This window comes from Nostoc sp. (assembly GCF_036917535.1).
GTDB lineage: Bacteria > Cyanobacteriota > Cyanobacteriia > Cyanobacteriales > Nostocaceae > Nostoc.
Window position 1 is genome coordinate 46,571 of the sequence record NZ_JBALDA010000034.1, and the last position, 22,701, is coordinate 69,271.

The 22,701-nt window shown below is 44.5% G+C and carries 16 protein-coding genes; 3 read left to right on the plus strand and 13 right to left on the minus strand.

Translation table 11 applies throughout. From position 1 onward, the window contains the following. Window positions 1-3: 3 nt before the first annotated feature. Complete coding sequence (locus V7K56_RS10830) at window positions 4-159, plus strand: PIN domain-containing protein (RefSeq protein ID WP_334910383.1); 156 nt, start codon at window positions 4-6, stop codon at window positions 157-159. 16 nt (window positions 160-175) lie between these two features. On the opposite strand, the gene V7K56_RS10835 is transcribed toward V7K56_RS10830, so the two are convergent. Further along, window positions 176-1,396: an ABC transporter substrate-binding protein gene (locus tag V7K56_RS10835; protein WP_334910385.1), complete on the minus strand. Its 1,221-nt coding sequence runs from the start codon at window positions 1,394-1,396 to the stop codon at window positions 176-178. A 222-nt stretch (window positions 1,397-1,618) separates the two neighbouring features. Between V7K56_RS10835 and V7K56_RS10840 the strand changes: the two genes are divergently transcribed. Continuing rightward, complete coding sequence (locus V7K56_RS10840; RefSeq protein WP_334910243.1) at window positions 1,619-3,046, plus strand: MFS transporter; 1,428 nt, start codon at window positions 1,619-1,621, stop codon at window positions 3,044-3,046. Window positions 3,047-3,184: 138 nt separating this feature from the next. Here the strand turns inward: V7K56_RS10840 and accD are convergent, their stop codons facing one another. The 6 genes from accD to V7K56_RS10870 all read right to left on the minus strand — a co-directional run bounded on the left by accD (window position 3,185) and on the right by V7K56_RS10870 (window position 10,951). Beyond that, the gene (accD, locus tag V7K56_RS10845) at window positions 3,185-4,135 is read right to left on the minus strand and encodes an acetyl-CoA carboxylase, carboxyltransferase subunit beta (RefSeq protein ID WP_334910245.1); all 951 of its coding nucleotides are present in this window, start codon (window positions 4,133-4,135) and stop codon (window positions 3,185-3,187) included. A 599-nt stretch (window positions 4,136-4,734) separates the two neighbouring features. Continuing rightward, a complete protein-coding gene (locus V7K56_RS10850; protein WP_334910247.1) occupies window positions 4,735-5,562 on the minus strand; it encodes a prepilin peptidase in 828 nt (275 codons plus the stop codon). A 162-nt stretch (window positions 5,563-5,724) separates the two neighbouring features. Further along, complete coding sequence (locus V7K56_RS10855) at window positions 5,725-5,985, minus strand: hypothetical protein (protein WP_334910249.1); 261 nt, start codon at window positions 5,983-5,985, stop codon at window positions 5,725-5,727. A 90-nt stretch (window positions 5,986-6,075) separates the two neighbouring features. Further along, window positions 6,076-7,164, minus strand: a complete 1,089-nt coding sequence (gene leuB, locus V7K56_RS10860; RefSeq protein WP_334910251.1) for a 3-isopropylmalate dehydrogenase — start codon at window positions 7,162-7,164, stop codon at window positions 6,076-6,078. 398 nt (window positions 7,165-7,562) lie between these two features. Continuing rightward, complete coding sequence (locus V7K56_RS10865; RefSeq protein WP_334910253.1) at window positions 7,563-10,295, minus strand: cation-translocating P-type ATPase; 2,733 nt, start codon at window positions 10,293-10,295, stop codon at window positions 7,563-7,565. A gap of 113 nt (window positions 10,296-10,408) precedes the next feature. Then, window positions 10,409-10,951: a hypothetical protein gene (locus tag V7K56_RS10870; protein ID WP_334910255.1), complete on the minus strand. Its 543-nt coding sequence runs from the start codon at window positions 10,949-10,951 to the stop codon at window positions 10,409-10,411. Between the two features lie 682 nt (window positions 10,952-11,633). Between V7K56_RS10870 and V7K56_RS10875 the strand changes: the two genes are divergently transcribed. Next, entirely contained in the window at window positions 11,634-11,804 is a 171-nt protein-coding gene (locus V7K56_RS10875; protein WP_334910257.1) for a hypothetical protein, read from the plus strand. A 122-nt stretch (window positions 11,805-11,926) separates the two neighbouring features. On the opposite strand, the gene V7K56_RS10880 is transcribed toward V7K56_RS10875, so the two are convergent. From V7K56_RS10880 to V7K56_RS10905, 6 genes are all read right to left on the minus strand, one after another. After that, window positions 11,927-13,198 carry a CheR family methyltransferase gene (locus V7K56_RS10880; RefSeq protein WP_334910259.1) on the minus strand — a complete coding sequence of 424 codons (1,272 nt, stop codon included), beginning with the start codon at window positions 13,196-13,198 and terminating at the stop codon, window positions 11,927-11,929. A gap of 224 nt (window positions 13,199-13,422) precedes the next feature. Further along, complete coding sequence (locus V7K56_RS10885) at window positions 13,423-18,126, minus strand: ATP-binding protein (RefSeq protein WP_334910261.1); 4,704 nt, start codon at window positions 18,124-18,126, stop codon at window positions 13,423-13,425. Between the two features lie 381 nt (window positions 18,127-18,507). Beyond that, window positions 18,508-18,846 carry a XisI protein gene (locus V7K56_RS10890; protein ID WP_334910263.1) on the minus strand — a complete coding sequence of 113 codons (339 nt, stop codon included), beginning with the start codon at window positions 18,844-18,846 and terminating at the stop codon, window positions 18,508-18,510. A gap of 55 nt (window positions 18,847-18,901) precedes the next feature. Beyond that, entirely contained in the window at window positions 18,902-19,249 is a 348-nt protein-coding gene (locus V7K56_RS10895) for a XisH family protein (protein ID WP_334910265.1), read from the minus strand. Between the two features lie 106 nt (window positions 19,250-19,355). Beyond that, complete coding sequence (locus V7K56_RS10900) at window positions 19,356-19,559, minus strand: DUF2283 domain-containing protein (RefSeq protein WP_334910267.1); 204 nt, start codon at window positions 19,557-19,559, stop codon at window positions 19,356-19,358. Window positions 19,560-19,662: 103 nt separating this feature from the next. Further along, window positions 19,663-22,656 carry a hybrid sensor histidine kinase/response regulator gene (locus V7K56_RS10905; RefSeq protein WP_334910269.1) on the minus strand — a complete coding sequence of 998 codons (2,994 nt, stop codon included), beginning with the start codon at window positions 22,654-22,656 and terminating at the stop codon, window positions 19,663-19,665. Window positions 22,657-22,701 lie beyond the last annotated feature (45 nt).

Genomic DNA, 22,701 nt, shown 5'->3' on the forward strand with positions numbered 1-22,701 from the left:
CCCATTGATGAAAATATTTGGATGGAAAGTGTCAAATTAGAATGGGGTCATCGAGATCCAGTAGATCGAGTTGTTGTTGCAATAGCCAGAAATAATCAAGCTGCAATCATTACATCTGATCGGGAGATAGCAAATTTCTACTCAGAAGTGATTTGGTAGAGGTAAGAAAGATTACTTACTCCATCGTCTTAATTTGCTGATTAGCTTCATTCTCTGCCTTCAGCATCGCTTGCTTTAATGGTTGTTGTCGTAACAAGGCGCTGACAAACTGGTTATCAAAGTTATTCATGATCGCAGCTGGATACTGACCTACTTGCCACGGTGTAGCATAATCAACACCCGCTACTAATGGCGATCGCAACGGATCTTGGTCATAGCCTAAATTCTTTGCTACTGATTTACGTGTTGGCAAGGCATACCCTGTCCCTGTCCACTTTTGCATTCCTTCTTTACCTGTGAGATAAGAAATCAACTCCCAAGCTTCGGCTTTGTGTTGTGCCTGCTTGTTCATCACGTAGGCAACGGTCAACAGCATTGTGCCTTTTTTGTTATTAATTGCAGGTACTTGTGCGGTAGCAAACTCTACTTGGGGAAAGGTTTCGGTTAGATAGGGAATTGCCCAGTTACCTTCAATCACCATCGCCACCTTGCCTTGACCAAACATTTCACTACCTGAGTTTGCCCCCACATCAGATTTTTGGGCAGAGGAGCGGTCTTTTTGATACTGATCTACCACTAACTCTAAACCTTGTAAACTTGCCTCACTGGCAAAGGTAGCATAACTATTTTGATCGACGAGTTGTCCACCAAAGGCTTTAATTTTATAAACCTGACGTACTAAGTCGGGGTTTTCTCCAAAGCCGTATTTGTTAAGTTTGCCTGTCAATTGCTTAGAATAAGTGCGTAGTTCATCCCAAGTAGCTGGCGGATTACTCAAGCCTGCGGCGGCAAAGGCTTTTTTGTTATAAAACAGAGCAAGGGTGGAATAGTCTTTAGGAAGACCATAAATATGGTTCTGGTATTTGAAGCTGTCAAGTAAGCTATCCTCAAAGTCCGCTAAGTCAAATTTAGGGGTAATGTAAGCTTCTAGCGGTTCAAGAACATTTTGACTCATCAAAAAAGGAGCTTCCACCGACTCTAGATAAAAGACATCAGGCGCTGCTTCCCCGACCAGACGAGTTTTGATTACATCCATGTATTGGTCAGAAATCGCCTCATATTTGACCTTAATATTTGGATGCTGTGCCTCAAAGTCTAGCAATACCTGTTTCAAAAGTTTTTGCTCAACAACATTGCCTCCCCAACCACTGAGTTTAATGGTGACTGGGGTAGACACTGAGAGTTTGCTTGGTAATTGTAGGGTGTGACAAGCAATAATGGCAATCGCGATCGCCATCACCAATGCCAAAAAATTAAATAATCCTTTATTAATCACAGACAAATAATACGTCTTTTTCCTCGCTCATACCTTGTGTTATTAAGGAGTGATATCTTAATTATTTGAAATTTTGGTTAAAAATTGCAAGCTAAAATAACGAAAAATTATCAGCGATGCTAATTAAAGCATACTGAGTTCCTTTGCAAGCTGATTTATCCGAGGATACTTCACCCATAATCTATGTTTACGGATTCTGTTCAGATTGAAACAACTGCACCACTGATCCTGGAATTTACCCAGACTGCCTCACCACCAACAGCAATCTCTTTAAACTCTCGAATTTCCAAAGATACTATTCGCACTAGTTTAAAAGCTTCCACTGCGGATTCTGTCTTAGCATCGGTTTACTCTCTTGGAACTGGCGGGATTTTACTCAGCAATTTATTGGTGCAATTGGGTGCTAGTCCAGTGGTATTTGGAATGCTGTCCTCTATTCCCATGTTGGTCAATCTTATTCAGCCGTTGGGTGCTTACTTGTCTGAACGCAGCACCAGCCGCTTTCAATATTCGCTTCGGACACATGGAATTGGTCGGTTGCTATGGTTGGTTTTAGTAATTGGTATTGCCAGTGTCAGTTGGGGAGTGCTTAATACTCACCAGCTAGTCATATTGACACTCTTGATTGTTCTATTTAGTAGTCTTTTGGGAGGACTAGGAACTGCATCGTGGCTAAGTTGGGTAGCGATGATAGTTCCCCGTCAATTGCGAGGCAGGTATTTTGGGACACGTAATAGTGCTGCTAGTCTAACTAATTTGGTTTGCGTACCAATGGCCGGTCTAGTTGTATCACATTGGTATGGGGGAACTCTACAAGGCTATGGAGTAATTCTACTGATAAGCATTATCTTTGGGATTATGGGATTGGGTTGTCAGTATTTCCAAGTGGACATTAATCCGCAATCGCAAAACACTTATTATGGCAAGTCATCACAAACCAGTGAAATTCAATCAGAGGTGACAAAAGATGAATCTTCTGAAGTACTTCAATCAATTCATCTGCCACAAGATCAGTCAGCTAACAGCATCTGGAAAAACTCTAACTTTTTGATATTTCTGCTGTATTTCAGCTTTTGGACGCTTGCTGTTAACCTCAGCAGTCCTTTTTTTAACCTCTATATGCTTGACACGTTGAATTTAGATGTCAGCTATGTAACTATCTATAACAGCCTTCAGGCGGGGGCAACTTTGCTGATGCTTATCCTGTGGGGAAAATTAGCAGACAAGATAGGTAATCGTCCCATCCTTATCTGTATTGGGATTTTGGTTGGAGTCACACCACTCTTGTGGCTAGGGATTGGTGTGAATCGCCTTGATATTTGGTTGTGGTTGCCACTGTTACACATCTTGACTGGAGGTACTTGGGCGGCAATTGACTTGTGCAGCAACAATATACAATTGGGCATTGTACCAATTAAAAATCAGTCTATATATTTTGCGATCGCAGCTGCCGTTGCTGGAGCGAGTGGTGCTTTGGGCACAACTATAGGCAGCTTTCTCCTCCAATTTGCTCAGTCTGGAGGCTTACTAGGCTTGTTTGCCCTCTCAGGTGTATTCCGACTAGTAGCCCTTGTTCCACTCATGTTTCTTCAAGAGCCAGGCAGAGCATAAAGAAGCAAGGGGAGCAGGGGGGACAAGGGGACAAGGTGACAAGGTGACTAAAGTTAGAACTTGCAACAAGTCTTTCCCTTCTCCTTGTCCCCAAATCTCTTCTCAATGCCCAATGCCCAATGCCCCAAGCCCCATGCTTTATTCTGCGGCAGTAGAAGTCAAGGACATTGTTTCCCACAAAACCATGTGAGGTGTTGTTAGTACAGGCTGGTGTAGGGCAATCAGCTGGGCTAAGGTGTTCTTTAATTGGGTACGGGGTACTATATCATCAACAAAACCATGCTGGAGCAAATCTTCAGCAGTCTGAAAATCATCAGGCAGTTTTTCCCGTAGGGTTTGCTCAATCACTCGCCGACCTGCAAAACCAATCGTTGCCTTGGGTTCTGCCAAAATGATATCGCCCAACATCGCAAAACTAGCGGTAACGCCGCCCGTTGTCGGATTGGTCAAAACAGGAATATATAATAGTCGGGCATCTTTATGGCGCTGTAAGGCTGCGGAGATTTTTGCCATCTGCATCAAAGAGAGCATACCTTCTTGCATCCTTGCGCCACCAGAGGTGCAGACGATAACTACAGGATAGCGTCGTTGAGTGGCTTGCTCAATCATCCGGGTGAGTCTTTCTCCCACGACCGAACCCATACTACCACCCATGAAGCGGAAGTCCATAACCCCAAGGGCAATGGGCAAACCATTGATTTGACCTAAGCCAGTTTTAACTGCGTCTATTAAGCCAATTTTTTCCTGCATTTCCCGCAAGCGATCGCTGTAGGGTTTGCGATCGCGAAATTCCAGCGGATCGGTTGGACGCAAATGCTCATCCAGCGGTTTCCAAGTATTGTTATCTATCAATTGACGAATGCGCTCATCGCTGTCTACCCGATTGTGATGACCACATTCGACACAAACCATCTGATTAGCTTTTAGGTCTTTTGTATATGTCAACACGCCACACTTAGAACATTTATGCCATAAACCATCAGCAATTTCGCGCTCTTGGCGTTCGAGGCTGGTAGGTCCTGACTTCCGTCGATTTGCAAACCAATCAAATAGAGACTTTAAACCACGTGATTCTTCGTTGTTAGCCATTTTTTATTTTATTTTAAGTGGGTATGAGGTCAAAAACATGTCAAACCGTATTTGGTTATCCTTAGTCATTAGTCATTTTTTTTTATTAAGACTAATGGCTATATTGTCAAGCTAAGCTTTTAAGCAATTCAGACCTTAATTTTCATCTTTGGTTGCCAGCTTAACGAAAATACTTATACCAACACAAGTCTCTTGCTCTTTTTTTCAGCAGACTTAATTATATGGACGTAGTGACAAAGCCATGAGAATACTAACCTCCAAATAAGATGCTCTCCCCCTCCCACCCAAATCAATTATTCGTATTGCTAGGTTCTGAACAATCAGCATCTGTTGCACTAGTTGTACTTGCCAACGGTTAATCGTTGTTAAGAGGGTAATACAAGTGACAAGCTGAATATTATCAAAATGTGAAAGGTAGATGGGGTAATGTTGGTTACAGTCACAAATTATAAATATTTCTTATGAAAGGGGATTGGGCATGGGGCATTGGGCATTGAATCTTCAATTTTGAATTTTGTTAGCGCAGCGTTAGCGAGTCCGCGAGCGTCATTTTGAATTTTGAATTGATTTCTCCCCAGCTCCCTCTTCCCCACTCCAATTCAAGAGGTTGGAAAAAATAACCGCAGGTAGCTAGACAAAATGGCTTCGCCGCTAAACAGGGTAATCACAGATCCTAAAGCCAGAAAAGGGCCAAAAGGTATCTTTTGTCCCAATTTTTGTCGCGATCGCTGCATAATCAAAACACCGATGCCAATTAACGCTCCCAACGCACAGGCAATAAAACTAGCCAAGAGCAAATATTTCCAGCCTAACCAGGCTCCCATCATGGCTGCTAACTTGGCGTCACCTGCACCCATTGCAGTTTTTCCAAAGGCAATTGAACTCAATAGGGCGATCGCATCAAACAGCCATAATCCTAATACTGCACCAACTATAGCGATTATCAAGTGATTTACCAATGCCACAAAACTACCCTCTGGTAGAAAACCAACTACCATTTGAAACAAAATCCCCACTACTAAACCTGACTGAGTAAGTGGGTTGGGTAGGGTCATTGTATCTAAGTCGATGAGCGATAGCGCCAATAACCAACTGCAAAAAGCCCAGTAGCCTATTGTTAAAGTCGAAACTTGAAATACCAAAAAAATTAGTAAAAAAATTATGCCCGTTACCCCTTCTACCACAGGATAACGGACAGAAATTTTGCTTTTGCAATATCGACACCGCCCTCTTAAGGAAATCCAGCCGAACACTGGTACATTGTCGTAAGCTTTTAGCTGGTTTAAGCATTTAGGACAACGAGAAGGCGGCCAAAGAATTGACAACCCAGCAGGTAGGCGATAAACAATAACATTGAGAAAACTACCGATAGATGCACCCAAAGCAAAGACCATTACACTCGCCGGGATGGCGAACAAAATGTCCATACAGTCATTTGTCCTTTGTCATTTATCCTGTGTCATTTGTGCTGTGTCATTTGTTCTTTGTCAATAACTAATGACCATTGTACAGACGCGATTAATGAGCCAGCGCGTTGCGGGGGTTCCCCCCGTTGTAGCGACTGGCGTCGCGTCTCTACTGACCAATGACTAATACATGTGCGATTCAATTTGACTTAAAGGCACAAAACACTCTTGAGGTAAAAGAACTGGTTGGTTAGTAAAAATAACCTTACCTCGATGAGTCACACGATTAATTGCTACACCGGAAGGTTGCCCAGCTATTTCGGGATGAACTTCACAGTGAATGTAGTAAATCTGCCCAGCGGCTCTGATTACGGCAGGATCAATCAGAGGCGATTGGTTCTTGGGGGCGGTAAAATTTGCTTGTCCTTGTCGTAATGCGTACACTATCGACTGTTATTTGATTGCTAGATTTCCCTTTAGTCTACCCGAAACTTATAGCAAAGATTGCCAAATTGCCCAAGTTGATCTATAAAATTATTTTTGTTCAATAGCCTTAATAAGTGAGTCTCCCATAGCGCGGCAACCCAAGAGGTTTTTTCCTGGAGAAATTATATCTCCGGTGCGATCGCCTTGTTCTAAAACTTGCAATACAGCTTGTTCGATATGATCTGCTGCCTTTGGCTGGTCTAAACCGTAGCGTAACATCATTGCTACACTCAAAACCTGTGCTAGAGGATTTGCCTTATCCTCTCCAGCGATATCTGGGGCGGAACCGTGGACTGGTTCAAATACACCAGGCCCAGAAGCGCCCAAACTAGCTGAGGGTAACATCCCAATACTACCTGTGAGCATGGCAGCAGCATCAGAGAGAATATCACCAAACAAGTTGCCTGTAACTATGGTGTCGAACTGCTTAGGAGCGCGTACTAACTGCATAGCTGCATTATCTACATATAAATGAGAGAGTTCGATATCTGGATATTCTTGAGAAAGTTGGGTGATGTGATCGCGCCACAGCTGAGATACTTCTAATACGTTTGCCTTATCTACCGAACAAAGTTTTCCACCGCGTTTTTTAGCCGCTTCAAACGCTACCCGCCCAATACGCTCAATTTCTGACTCTGTGTAAACCATTGTATTTACACCGCGTTTCTCACCGTTTTCGGTAGCAAAAATCCCTTTAGGTTTACCAAAGTAAATTCCACCAGTGAGTTCGCGCACCACCATAATATCCACACCTTCGACAATTTCGCGTTTCAAAGTTGAAGCGTCGATTAGCTGGGGCAAAATTTTCGCTGGGCGCAAATTGGCAAATAATCCCAAACCGGCACGTAACCCTAACAAACCTGCTTCTGGGCGTAAATTGGATGGCAGGGAATCCCACTTATAACCACCAATCGCAGCGAGTAATACAGCATCACTGTTACGGCAGGTATCTAAAGTGGCAGATGGTAATGGTTCGCCTGTAGCGTCAATTGCTGCACCACCGATCAGGGCTTCTTGATATTCAAACTTCAGATCAAATTGGTTTCCTACGACTTTCAGCACATCTACCGCCACTGCCATAATTTCAGGGCCAATGCCATCGCCGGGGAGTAGAGTAATCCGGTAGTTCTGGGTCATAGCTGATTATTACTAGGTAAATGCTTACAAATTAAATATCATACCTAGCAAAATGTACTGATGGAGTTTTTAATTTATTTGGGTGCGGTTCTAAGGGACTTCCAAATAAAAAAATAATCAATCGCTTTGGAGACTTGGGGAGCAGAGGAGGCAGGGCAGAAATTAATAGTTGTATTTAGATGCAGGAATTGAATAATTTAATTTTTGGATGTCCTAACCTAATCATTTGGCATTGGATAAAACCACTATCGGACTTCTACAGCAGATTGCAAGTAAGTGAGGTACAAAATCCAGGACTGATTTATCAAATATAAAGAGTTTCTACCTCTTCCCTCCTGCCTCCTGCCTTCAAAACCCGTAACTTTGTACTTCATGCAAATGAAAACTGCTGTATATCCCTAGTTGAGCGGATCGAAACGCTGCAAGATGAGAGCTATAAACACCACTGGCAAACCTACACCCATGCAAATGAGAGCTTGGATAAATGTTAAAGGTGTGGTATCAAACACTTGATTCATCATGCTCCACTGACTGAACAGACATTGTAAAATCATTACAGCCACAATTCCGATCGCAGGTGCATAAGCTACAGGTGTGCCTTTACCTTGGATTCTCACGAATAGAGATGGTAAAAACTGGCTAATGCTTAACAAGTAAAAGACTTCTGCCGCCACCAGCCCATTAATTGCCATCGTGCGCGCCAATGGTTCATTGCCTGTAGTTTGAAGTATCCATTGAAACACCCCAAAAATTACCAGCCAATTGAAGACGGAAATCGCGATGATACGTTGGAGTAACCCACCTGATAAAAGTCTTTCTCTAGGGTTGCGCGGTGGTTGTTGCATCACCTGTCCAGATTTTGGCTCAAAGGCGAGGGGAGCAATCAATGCTATTGAACTAACCATGTTGAGCCAGAGAATTTGGATTGGTAAGATGGGAAGTACGGTGGCTAGGAGAATGGCAATTAAAATCGTCATGGATTCGCCAACGTTGATCGGCAGCAAGAAGGCGATCGCTTTTCGTAAGTTGCGGTAAACACCACGTCCTTCCTCCACGGCAGCTTCTATTGAGGCGAAGTTATCGTCAGTTAGAAGCATATCCGCCGATTCTTTGGCCACCTCTGCCCCGGCTATGCCCATTGCTACACCAATATCTGCCTGTTTGAGAGCGGGAGCATCATTGACACCATCTCCAGTCATGGCAACAATTTCACCCTGAGACTGCAACGCTTTTACCAGATGCAATTTTTGTTCTGGGGCAACTCGTGCAAATACCATACCTTCCTCAGCCGCTTGGGTGAATTCTTTTTCATTCATCTGAGTTAATTGCTGTCCGGTAAAGACCTGTGCTTTAGTCGAGCAAATTCCCATTTGGCAGGCGATCGCAGCTGCTGTGAGTGCATGATCCCCAGTGATCATCTTTACCTGAATCCCGGCAGATTGGCAGGCGTTGACTGCGGCGATCGCTTCTTTACGGGGCGGGTCAATTATGCCCTGAAGTCCTAAAAACACCAGTCCTTGATCAATATCATGGCGCTTCAAGGAACCTTTGTTAGAGGTAACTTCTTTGCTAGCAAAAGCTAGCACTCGTAAACCTTGATTTGCCATGCGATCAACTTCCTGTTCCACTGCGGCAGAATTGAGAGGAGCTTGTCCTTGAGCATCAAGCATCCGATCGCATCGTTGAAGAATTGCCTCTACAGAACCTTTGAGATAAATGACATTGAGCGATCGCTTTGCATCTAATTTATGCAAAGTCGCCATGTACTGGAATTGGGATTCAAAGGGAATAGTGTCTATTCTAGGTAATTCTTGCTCTAGATTTGCTTGCGTCAATCCCGCTTTATTGGCAGCTGTAATCAATGCTCCCTCGGTTGGGGTTCCTACTAAATCCCACTGTCCATCTCCCCATTCGATGTGAGAATCATTGCAAAGCAATCCTGCTTCTAGGGATTCCCAAAGAGCAATATGTCCATCTGCATTGAAATCAACAGGCTGTGCATTCATGAGGATTTCACCGTCTGGGGCATAACCAATACCGCTAACCGTGTAATGTTGCCCACCTGCATAAATCTTTTGAACCGTCATCTGATTCTCAGTTAACGTCCCAGTTTTATCAGAGCAAATAACGGTGGTACTTCCCAAGGTTTCCACAGCTGGTAGCTTGCGAACAATCGCCTGACGTCGTGCCATCCGGGAAACTCCGATCGCTAAAGTGACGGTGACAATCGCAGGCAATCCTTCTGGAATCGCGCTGACTACCAAAGCTACACTCGCTTTGAAAACATCAATCCAAGATTCGCCTTGTCCTAATCCGACTGCAAATGTTAGGGCAGCTAAACCTAAAATGACATACAACAAGCTTTTGCTAAATTTGTCAATATTTCGCGTCAGCGGTGTTTTCAAATTTGTGCTGCTTTCAATTAGCTGCGAGATGCGACCGGTTTCGGTGGCATCTGCGATCGCTACTACAATCCCTTCTGCCTGTCCAAAGGTGACGAAACTTCCTGCATACACCATATTACTGCGTTCGGCTAACGGTGTTTCCACAGCCAGCGATGCCGTTACTTTCTCAACCGGAACGGATTCGCCTGTTAAGGCAGACTCGTCAACTTGCAACTCACGCACACTTAATAGCCGCAGATCGGCGGGTACTTTATCCCCAGATGCCAGCAATACCAAATCACCCAGAACAAGTTCTATCGAAGCCAAACGAGTTTTTTGACCATTGCGAATTACAGTTGCTTCAGTGGTAACAGCTTTGGATAGAGCAGCGATCGCACCTTCTGCTTTCAATTCTTGAATGTAGCCAATGATGACATTAATTAGGATGACACCAAAAATTACTCCCGCATCTATCCAATCTCGCAGCAGCAGTGTCACCACTCCCGCCGTCAATAAAATATATAGTAGTGGTTGATTAAATTGCTCTAAAAATCGTAGCCAAGGACTTTTTCCACTTTTAGTAGTCAGTTGATTTGCACCCATCTGCTGGTGTCGTTTGGTAGCTTCTTCATGGGTCAAACCTGCTTCAGTATGGCTGACTAACGTTTGTACAACCTTTTGTTCACCTAGAGTATGCCATTCATAGTTGAGTAAATCTTTTGATGTCTGGGCAAAAGTAGCTGTCATCTTTGTCTCCAAAATTAAGTAACCGTTAAACGAATTCGTAATTAAGACTGATCAGATTTAAGTAAGGATTTCTCTGTTTGAATTTGTACCTTTCATTTTTTAAATTGGTGTTATTACCAGAATCTTTTGCTAGGTTCATAAACATGCCACTCTCGCACACCCCAGTAACTGAGAATGAATTCTGCTTGCCAGATTTCATCTGCTGTTCCCTCTACCTTCACCAAAAGTTCTTCTTGAAAGGTAGTTGGCTTACTGAATGTAGCTTGCCTTTCGGGAGCAAACCAACCTTGAAATGCACCATATACACTGCCAAAAATCGCACTAGCTCCACCCGCCAGCAGTGTACCCAGTACAGATTCAACCGCTAATGCCGGTCCAAAACCAGGAATAACTAATACGCCAAGTCCGGCTGTGAGTGCCAGAAAGCCCCCGGCTGTTCCTCCTGTAATTGCGCCTGCTTTAGCACTTTCGATCGGAGTTATGGTATGTTTATCTGCATTAGCATCCCCATGCAACTTTTCGTGTTTAGAGTCTAAAGGAAACATAGAAATTTTTTGCATAGGAAAGTCAATTGCTCTAAGTTCATCAAGCACCTGTGTTGCAGCTTGACGAGTAGAAATGATGCCAATTGCATTTTTAACTGAATAGAAATTCATCACAACATCTCCTATAAAAAGAAGTAAGTTAAAAAGGAAAATTTATTAATATCTAAATAGTAGAAAATTAGAGTTTTTAAATTTGATGCGAGCCGTATTAGGTTTCTTATCTGCTTCTATTTCAGGATTACTGATAAATGTGAATGAAAAGTGAATAAATCATTTATCCTACTCACTTTTCACTTTTGAATCACATTTATCCCTCAAGCTAAAAGACAACACGGATGAATGAAGTAATTAGACCTGTTGCAAAAATCCTTGAATCACCCCTCTCCAACCCTCACGCCACTTGCTTCTCCCAAAGGGAGACGCTGCGCGTAGCTTGCTTCCCCGAAGGGGTACAAGTCGGCAGAGCCGCCCAACGCAGTGGCTCCCCTTGTGAAGGGGCTACCAGTGTATACACAAGTCGCATTACCCCCCTTAATCCCCCCTTGGAAAGGGGGGAAAAAAGAAATCTAGTTCCTTCCCCTTTCCAACTACGGTTGTACACACAAGTTGCATTACCCCCCTTAATCCTTCCTTAGAAAGGGGGGTAATAAGATTTCTGGTTCCCTCCCCTTGTAAAGGGGAGGGTTAGGGTGGGGTAAAACCTTGGTTAATCAGCTATTTCAGACTTGTGTGTACACTGTAGCCCTTTTAAAGGCGGGATTAAGGGGAGTATTCGACTTATGCAAGAGGTCTAATGATTAGTTACAGCATTGAGCTAGCAACTTCTAGTCAACTCACTGTGAATTTAATAAATTTAGAAATACAAACAGAACAGGCACAGGGTTTACTACGGTTCTACTATCAGAAAGCAAAAGCACAAGGCATTCTGGTAGAATTCAGTTATAGCTGTAGCCAACAATGTTAGGACGCTGCTTGTTTGAGAACAGTTTCCAGACGTAATGGTAACTCTTATACTCTACGTCCTAACAAACATGGCTATAGCTATATCAAACAGGAGATCCTGCGACTAACATCTTGAGAACGTATTCATCCGATTTCTACAGGTATTGAACCCTCGTAATTTGGCAAAGGTATTGCAATACAAGTGAGATTTGCTCCAATTAGGCTACCATTCGGTTTTATTATTGGCGTGATATAGATATCGAAATAACGGGTGCTGTGGCTAGTTGTCCACTTTAGATTCTTTTTACTTATCAAGCAGCGATCGCGATTTAACCGCTTCATCAAGTCTCTAAGATTTGCAACTTGTCCTATTTCTAAATCTTGCACTCGCACACCTAGATCGTCGTCTTTGAGATCAAACAGGGTACGAGCTTGCTCGTTAGCCATAATCAGGCAACCATGACAATCGACTGCAAGTAAGGCAAATGGGCTGTTTTGGAAAGCAGCTTGCCAAAAGTGGATAATTTGAAAATCTGAAGAGTTATGTACTTTCTTTTCAGCAGATTCAGGTCGAATCTGCAAGTATTCTTGCAAACTAAGATTCCCTGCTTTATGAAAAATCGAATGCTTCATACTAACGGGGATAAAGATTTGTTTCTCGTTAGTCAAGCTTTCTGTTTTTCCTAAAAAAAGAAAACCGTTATCGTTCAAGGCAAAATGAAAGCGAATCAGAATAGTTGCGTAAATTTTTGCGTCGAAAGACTTTAGGACGTTGCGGCACACAAGCAGGTCAATTTTAGATATGGGTGCATTCATAACTAAGTCATGGCGACCAAAGATGATTGACCTACGCAATTCGGAGCGAAAAATATAAAATTGCTCAATTTGCTCGCAGTACTTAGACAAAAATTCACGGGGAATGTCTGCTAGCTCGGAGTCACTATAACGACCTTGTCGCCCCCAATAAAGCGCGTCTTCTTCTATACCAGTGGCGAAAATTTGCACTCGTTGCAAATATTGCTCCATACCCAGAGCTTCTGCTAGCAACATACTCACTGCATAAGCTTCCTGTCCACAAGCATAGCCAGCAATCCAAACTCGAATTCTTTCATCTGGATGCTTGCTTTTAATAATTTGGGGAATGATTTTGTTAGCTAAATAATCCCAGGAATCGCGCTCAGAAAACGAGTCAGTGGAATGCTTTAAAATGGTGTCAATTAAAACATTAAGTTCTTCAGGTTTATCTTGTAAGTATTGCAAGTATTTACTATATTTCTCAACTTTTAATTGCTGCATACGGTCTTGTAACCGAGCTATCAAATTCAGCTGCTTATAATCTGAAAAATTATAAGCATGATTTTGCTGAAGGTAATTTAATAAAGTCTCTAACTCTTGCTGGCAAACTGATTTACTCATATTATTACCTCTTTGCGCTGCTAAATAATTACTGAAGCATCCAAGCTAATGTAATAAGTATCGTTAACAGTACTCAGTAAAATTTCTCAAAACAATGTATTATTAATGTTAAATATAAACTATCTGACTAACATTTGTAGATAGATAATAGTATTTATTCTTAAGCTAGAGGGCAATTATTTAGCCTAGAACAAACTTTAACTACTAAAAAACTGCCTTAAGACTTAAATACTATTACCGCTCAACGGAAAGTTAACAATAAAAGTTGCACCCTGCCCGACTCCTGGACTTTGGGCATAGATAGTACCACCGTGGAGTTCTACAAGGTTACGTGCGATCGCCAGTCCTAACCCTAGTCCTTTTTTTGAGCCTGATGCTTGACGGAATGTGTCAAAAATGTATGGTATAAACCTAGCATCTATTCCGCAGCCAGTGTCACTTAATATAATCTGGGCTTGATTTTCATCAGTTTGCAGACTAATTTCAATTCTTCCCCCACAAGGAGTAAATTTGATAGCATTAGTCAGTAAATTTAAGACAATTTGTTGTAAACGGTCTGGGTCGGCTTGAACTGTTACTGGTAAAGGAGCAAGCGCACACTCTAGGCGAATATTTTTGGTTTGGTAAGATTGACGCACTGTGGCGATCGCAGCTTCAATCACTTGTTGCAGTTCAACTAGTTGAAGATTCAGGTTAACTTTACCCGCAGTGATTCGCGAGATATCGAGCAAATCTTGAACGAGTTTGGCTTGTAGGGTGGCATTGCGTTCTATCGTTTCCAGGGATTTCATCAGCATGGCTTGATTAGGCTGGCTGCTACGAAGTAACCGCGTCCAACCAAGAATAGCGACTAGGGGGGTATTCAGTTCGTGAGAAACTTCTGCTAAAAACTTATCCTTCATACGGTTAATTGTTCTCTCCTGGTGGAGCGCTTGGGAGCGCAACTGTGCCATTTGGAGATGGGCTAAGACACGGGTAACAAGTTCAGTAGCAGAGAAGGGTTTAATCAAGTAATCGTCAGCCCCAGCTTGGAGTCCTTCAATTACAGACTCTTCTCCTGCACGGGCAGACAGCAGGATGATGGGTATTTCTTTTGTTCGGGCGTCGGCACGCAATGCTTTCAATAACTCAAAGCCGTCCATCTGGGGCATCATTACATCAGAAAGAACTAGAGAAGGCACTCGTTCAGTAACAATTGCCAGTGCAGCTGCCCCATCCGCAACAGCTTCAACTTCAACATCGTGTTCGCTTAATATCCGCTTGAGGTAATCGCGCATATCGGTGTTGTCATCGACAATAAGGATATAGGCTGGAGAATCTGGGGAAGAAGTTCTAGTTTCTGAGTTAGCTGAAATAGTTTTTGCGTCTGCGGAAATGATTTCTGAGTTCGCCGAAATGATTTCTGAGTTCGCCGAAATAGTTTTTGCGTCTGCGGAAATGGTTTCTGGGTTCGCCGAAATGGTTTCTGGGTTCGTCGAAATGGTTTTTGAGTTCGCTGAAATGGTTTCTGAGTTAGCTGAAATGGTTTCTGGGTTCGTCGAAATGGTTTCTGAGTTCGCTGAAATGGTTTTTACGTCCGCCGAAATGATTTTTGAGTTCGCCTCCCTTGCTTCCCCTGCTTCTCTTCTCCCCGCGCTCTCTTGGTGCAACCAGCCCTCTGCTTCCTGAACATAAGGTGTTGCACCTGATGCCGTTGATGTCAAGGTGCGTGTTGCTGTGATGCTACGTGCGCTATCACGCCTCGCGACGCTAACGCTTGGTAGGTGTGCTGTGTCTAATGGAATTGTGACAGTAAAGCAGCTTCCTTGTCCTACAGTGCTGCTTACATCTACAGTTCCGCCATGCAGTCGAATTAAATCCTGCACCAAAGCTAGACCAATACCCGAACCTTCATGAGTTCTGGCTTTTGTCCCTCGCACTTGGTAAAATCGCTCAAACAAATGGGGCAGTTCCTCCGGCTCAATTCCAAAGCCTGTATCTTCTACCTGTAGTGTTACATGATGGTCATCAGCAAGATGCAGCTTGACAGCGATTTCGCCTTCTAGGGTAAACTTAAAGGCGTTGGAGAGCAAATTAAGCACAATTTTCTCCCACATTTCCCGGTCTACGTATACAGGCTTAGGCAATGATGGGCAATCGACCACTAGCCGCAAAGAAGCCCGTTCAATGGCGGAACGAAATACACTGGCTAACTCAGTTGTGTACAGTGCCAAGTCGGTTGGTTCATAAACTGCTTCCATGCGTCCGGCTTCGATGCGGGAGAAGTCAAGCAGGGTATTAACAAGTTTCAGCAAACGCAAGCTGTTGCGATGTGCAAGTTCCAGCCGTTTTCGTTGTGAAGAAGTTAGGGGATTGGCCGAATCACTCAAGGCATCTTGCAGAGGAGCGAGTAACAGCGTTAGCGGGGTGCGAAATTCATGGCTGACATTGCTGAAGAAAAGGGTTTTGGCGCGATCAAGTTCTACAAGAAATTCGGCACGTTGGCGTTCTTCTTCGCGGGCGGCTTGTTCTCGAATCCGTTGAATTTCCGATTTCTGTAAGGCGGCTTCGGCACGGGCGCGTTCGACTGCCGCCCAAGTGCGCTCCGCAGTTTCGCTTAAGATTTTCAGGTCGGACGGCATCCAGTCGCGCGGCTCTGGGTGTGCGAAGAAGAGATAGGCCGCAAGAGTACCTCCCTTGATCAGTGGGATAGCCCCACCTGCGCGCACGTTGATCGCCGCAAACGCCGCCCAGGTCTCAGGGGTCATGCTACCGTCGTCGTCGTGATTGGCGAAGAAAACCGACTCTCCGCTTTGCATCCTTTGGGCCATGCTCCCAAAATCACTAAGGGTGTAACGCATCTTCAGGCTGGGTATACGGCCGTCATTGTACTCGTCAGTGAGCACGGCGGTGAGTCCACCTGGCTCTGTCTCCGCGTACCCCGCCGCCGCAATATTGAGCCGCTCAGCTAAGTGAGTTGCAGCGATCGCCTTTATTCTGGAGGGATCGGCAAGCGGCCGTAGCGCATCACTCAACTTCAGCAGAAACGCCTGCCGCTCCTCGCTCTCGTGCAAAGTTTCTTCTACCGTTCGCCGTTCGATCAAATCGGCGGCTTGGCGGGTGAGTAAATCAAGAAACCGCAGTTGGCGATCGCTCGGTCGATGGTGTTTGCGCCAATGGGTTGAAATCATACCGACCGCTTTGCCCGAACGGGTAATCAACGGCGTGGACTGGGCACAGAGATAACCTGCCTCAAGGTGCAATCGCATTGAGCCATCTGGGTCTTCGTTCTCTTGTACATCGAAATCAATGAAGGTGCGATCGCCGGTTACCAGTGCAATGCCACAAGGCGTGTTTGAACTGGCGTTGACGCGGTAGAAATGCTCGGTCATATTTTGCTCAAAGTCCTGGGTAGCGAGCAGCACCAGTTCTTGCGTTGCTTCATCGAGAATTTGCACCGTTCCAGCATCTGCCCCTGTGAGGGCGATCGCCGTTGCCATAATCTCTTGATAAAGCGCCTGAATGTTGCCTTCGGTAACGAGCTTCGTGCTTAGGTCACGCAACAGTTGTGTATCTTGAAGGTCTTGAGTGATCGCTGCTTCGGTTTGTTTGCGATCGGTCACATCACTTGCTGTTCCAAACCATTCAATGATTTCACTTTGCTCATTCAGCATTGGGATGGCGCGCGAGAACATCCAGCCGATTGTGCCGTCCTGTTGAATAACCCGATGTTCCAACTCAAACGTGCTCTTGGTTCGGATGGCTTCTTGGATGACAGCCCATACCTGCGGCTGCTCCTCCTTGGAAATATACGTTTCAAGCCATGTGTCGCTGGGCTTCTCAGTGCTGACGAGGATGTTCTTACCTTTGAGGTTACGTATCTGACTCCAATCTGCGCTCATTCTGTATATTATGTCCGAGCTAGCGGTGACGAATAAGCGGAATCGTTCTTCGCTCTGGCGCAAAGCAACTTCTGCTTGTTTACGCTCGGATATGTCGTATGAAACGGCAAGCACTGCATAGACTTCGCCGTTTGCAGAATAAAGCGGCGTTCCTCGTGAGACGTAAGTGTGATCGTGTGCATTGTGTTCGTGTTCAAACGACTCACCAGCAAGAGCTTGACGATAAAACCCTTCGTAATATGCAGCTAATTCCGGCGGAAGTACGTCGAAAATCGTCTGCCCGACAAAATCTTCTGTTTTAAATCCGGCTACTCCCAAAGCTTCTCCTTCAGCGAGGAGATAGCGGAGATTGCGATCAACGACAAACGCCGCCCCGCCTGGCAAATTCTCAATCAAAGCACGCGTTCGTTCTTGTACCTGCTTGCGTTCAACAATTTCCGCTTCTAAAGTAGCGTTGACAGCCAGCAATTCTTGAGTTTGTCGCTGATTGAGTAAGAGGGCGGCAGCCGTAAAATCTGCTAAACTCGTCATCACCCGTACATCTTCACTGTCAAAATGTCTTTGCTCATCGTGCGACATAATCCAGATCGTGCCGAGGGCGTGATTCTCCGCAATCAGCGGTAACACTAATCCTTCAACAATGGGAGTGTTTGCTGCCTGGAGATAAGTGAAATAGCGATCGGGATGCTCATAAAGCTGGGGAGTACCGCGATCAAGACAGATTCCACAGGGGCTAAAGTTGCGAGGGGTAGTGCCGCCTACGTACTGTTCTAACGACCCTGCTAATACATTCCAGCGAAAGACTTCTTCCCCTGTAGAGGTTGTTTCTAGCAAGCTGACTCCTGCACTTTGAGACATGCACAATTCTAGTGCTATGTCAACTAAACTCTGAAGCATCGTTTGGGGCTGATTTACCAACTGCCGCGCCAACCCATGCAATGCTTGATTTTCCGAGAGTAAGTTTGCTGGACGAGGGTTTCGCCGGGACAATTCCTCGGTGATGACAATATCTTCTAGCGTGACAGTTTCTCTTTGAGATCGTTGCATGGCACTTATAGCTCTGGCTAATTTTGCAAGAATTTCATTCGCTAGCTATTGAATGGCGCAGCAGCAACTTCTGCCTTGACGTTTCCGTGTTTCGCGCAGGCTGTAGCAGCTTCCGCTTTGATTGCAAGAGCTTCCGCTTTCACGTTTCCGTGTTTCGCGCAGGCTGTAGCAGCTTCCGCTTTGACTGCAAGAGCTTCCGCTTTCACGTTTCCGTGTTTCGCGCAGGTTGTAGCAGCTTTTGCTTTCACGTTATTAGAAACAGACTTGTGTTACAGTATCTTCTCTTAAAATAAGCTAGCTACTAACGACCAAAATAGTCTTCTATTCCCGTTTCAAATTTTCCTTGATATACCTTTAACTAATTCTAGGATTTTTATCATTTTAAAGCTTACTGCCATCTGTGTATAAAGCAGCGGCAAGCCGTTCTCTCACGCTGGGCGATCGAAATCCTAAAACAATATCTTGGGGTGCAACGCCGCGTCCAATCAGTTCTCGATCAATAAAAATTTCAGTACTGTTGTGCTGAATCCAAACTTTGCCTTCAATCAGGTCTAGCTGCATTGCACAACCGTAGATGCCGTACTCGCCGCGCCAACCATTATGCATGACGAGATAGCGATCGCGCTCAGTATCAAAAATTAATTGAGCCTCTGGATCGTCAGCAGCAAAATATTGTAAGAAATCACGTATAATTTGGCGATATTGGTTTATTCTATCCATTGTTCAATTACCTCTTGATTTGAATTGTAAATAATCAAGCGAACTTCATAACGTTCTATACCGTTTTAGCTGGCTCAAAACGCAAAAAGGTTTGATGTACATCGCTTGGAACTGCCAGATAAAGAATGCGGTCTGGTTCTTCTGAAACTTCTAAGGCAATGCGATAGTTTAGAAATTGTCCAAGGGCGGTATGAAATTCAGAAACATTTGAACCGCTGACAAAGCTTTTTACTTCCACTGCTATTTTACGTCCTGCTTTTTGGGCAGCGATCACTTCTTCTGCGGCCAGGTCAATGTAAATATCGGCAATACCATAGCGTAGGCGATACGGGTCGTGGGTAATTGTCCAACCGTCTTTTTGCAGTGCCAGCTTCACAGTATCGTGAAAAATGTCTTTTGCCATATTGCCCTGTCAAATTAATCGCAACTTGACGGTAAACGTTGCACCTCGTCCAATTCTGTCACTCGCTGCCTCAATTTATCAAAGGGTTTTGACTACACCCTATGGATTAGCCATCAGCCCTAATCAATGAGGTTAACTGTTGCCACTGGCTAATTTTATGGGAAGCGTTGAGAATTTCTACACCAATAACATTGCCTTGTTGATCGTAGTCAAGAATGAATCCCGACTGCTCTTCGTCGCTTTCTTCAATTGGTGCATCTGACCAACGAATCCGTAGAATATCTTGCTCTGTGTCGTATTTAGCTTGCATATTCTTTCACGCATTAGAGAGCGTTCTTTGTTATTTAGTTTTAACTCTCTTTTTAAAGCGTACATTACTATACTTTCTCAAACTTGTCTACGTGAATAAGTTGTCAAACTAATGGCAGCTTGACGGTAAACGTTGCGCCTCGTCCAACTCCCTCACTCGCTGCCTCAATTGTACCGTCGTGCAGTTCTACGAGTTGACGAGCGATCGCCAGCCCCAATCCTAGTCCTCCTGGCGAATGTCTGCTAGGAACCTCTGCTTGAGTAAAGCGATCAAATACGTCGGGCAGAAACTCGGCACTAATTCCCACACCTGTATCCTTGATTTGAATCGTAGCTAGAGAATCAATAGTATCAAGCCGAACTTCTACTACTCCTTGCTTTAATGTAAATTTAATCGCATTGGCAAGTAATTCTTTGAGAATTTGCTGCAAGCGATCGCGATCGCCTAAAACGGTGTCACGTTGTTGGGAAGTTGCCTGCAAAGTTTTGACAATATTAATTCCCTTTTCCTTAGCATTTAAGGACATTGTATTAATAACTTCTTCAATAATCTTTGTGAGTTTAACTGGCTGGCTCTGCAAGCAAACTTTACCTGAGATAATCGTTGAAATGTCCAGCAAATCCTCAATTAGCTTTGCTTGGTTCTTGGCATTGCGCTCAATTGTATCCAAAGCATGTAAAGCAGTAGCCTTGTCAAGTTCCTTTGAACGCAGTAAGCGAGTCCAGCCCAAGATTCCAACTAAAGGAGCATGAAGTTCATGTGTAACTGTTGCTATAAATTCATCTTTGAGGCGATTAGAAGATAATTCTTGGCGCAAACGTACCATTTGCAAATGAGATTCTACACGAGTAAGCAGTTCACGAGCAGAGAAAGGCTTGATCAGGTAGTCATCAGCCCCTGCTTGCAAACCCTCAATTGCCGCCTCTTCTCCCGCACGAACTGACAGCAGGATGATGGGTATACCTTTTGTCTTTGGATCTGCGCGCAATGCATTCAGCAATTGAAACCCGTCCAATTCTGGCATCATCACATCAGTAAGTACCAAATCTGGCGGTTGCTCACAAACGACAGCTAGTGCAGTTGCTCCATTAGCAACAGCTGTTACCTGCCATTGCTTTGATAGCAGACGCGCCATATAGTCTCGCATATCGGCATTATCATCGACTAACAAAATGCGCGCAGTCAAGAACTGAGAGGGTTTTATCGGGGGTGGGTTTGGGGCCGCCACTTTGTGGCGGCCCCAAACCCACAAATCTTCTTCTTTTTGCCATTGCTGTGCTTCCTCGACATAGGGAGCAGCACCTAATGAAGTCGATGCCAGTGGGTTTTTGGTACTAATTTGATTATTTGGCAAGTGCGATGAGCCTGTGGGTAGCGTGACTGTAAATGTCGTTCCTTTACTCAAGACACTTTCTACATTTACAGTGCCACCATGTAAGTGAACGAGTTCAGCCACCAAAGCTAGCCCAATGCCTGACCCTTCATGACTCCTTGCCTGTACGCCTCGTATACGGTGAAAGCGCTCAAAAATTCGGGGTAACTCTTCGCTTGAAATGCCTGTGCCTGTATCTCGTATTTTTAACTCTACTTTGTCACCAATTGGGCGTAATGAAACGGCAATTTCACCAACAAAGGTAAACTTGAACGCATTGGAGATTAAGTTAAAAACAATTTTCTCCCACATTTCGCGGTCTACGTACACGAGGTTGCACAGGGGCGGACAATCTACTATTAATTGCAGTCCTGCTGTTTCAATCGCCGAACGAAAAACTGATGCCAGATTGGCTGTGAATACTGCTAAGTCGGTTGGCTCATAGACTGCTTGTATTCTGCCTGCCTCAATCCGGGAGAAGTCCAATAAGGTATTTACTAGTTTCAGCAGTCTAATAGCGTTTCGTTGGACAATATCGAGTTGTTCGCGTTGTTTGGGTAGGAGTGAACCGTATTCAAGAGCGAGTACTTGCTCAAGTGGATTGAGGATTAACGTCAGGGGCGTGCGAAATTCGTGGCTGACGTTGCTAAAAAAAGCCGTCTTTGCTTGGTCTAGCTGTGCCAATGCTTCAGAGCGTTTGCGTTCTGACTCATAAGCACGGGCATTAGCGATCGCTGTTGTCACTTGCCCTGCAACCAGATTGCAAAAACCTTGGTAATCATCATCGAATGGTCTTAAGGGGCTAATCCCAACAATCATCGCCCCTAAGATTTCTTGTCCAGCCCCGGTAAGTGGTAGTGCGATCGCAGTGTTTGGTGATTCAGTCCAAGCACCGCCTGGAAGCGACCCAAATTGTTCCACTAAATTCTTAATGACTCGGCTTTCACCAGTGGCTAAAACAGAGTTGAGTGACCAAAAATCAGCCGATTTCAGCACGGAGGTAAGCTCAATTGCAGTTGGGCTGGCAAGGGTTCCGACGGCTAAATTTGTTGTACTCGCAAGTTGGGCAAAGCTTTCATTCTCTAGTAGATAAATGAGAGCAAAGGGGATGTCGTGAGGGTTGTTTGCTAACACGCTGGTGGAAATGTTGCAAGCCTCGTTCACAGTCTTGGCTTTTGCCGTCTCTGTACCTAATTCACGCAATGTCCGCAGGCGGCGATCATCTAATACTCGCCTAGTGTCTTCAGTGCAGGCGCAAAAGATACCCCCGACTCCACCATCGTCATTGCTAATCGGACTGTAAGAAAAGGTGAAGTAGGTTTCTTCAGGATAGCCATTTCGCTCCATAATCTCAAGGAATTCTTCATTCCATGACGGCTTACCAAGATTCAACACGTCCTCTGCAAACGGCCCAACCGAATGCCAAACATCGGCCCAGATATTACGAGCCGATTCACCCAAAGCTTGAGGGTGTCGCTTACCCAAGACAGGAATATAAGCGTCATTGTAGAAGTTAAGTAGTTCCTGTCCCCACCAAACGAACATTGGATAGCGGGAACCTAAGATAATCCGAATAGATGTTTTTAGGCTTTGCGGCCAGTTTTCAACTGAACTGAGCGAAGTTTTTGACCAGTCCTTGCGTCGCATCAGCTCACACATCTCGCCATCGCCAGCAAACACTTCCATTGCATGAGCGGCTTTCTTACTTTCAGTTAAGCTGTCCATATTTCCTGGGGAAAAGATATCTACTTAAGTCTGAAATCTTTCGGT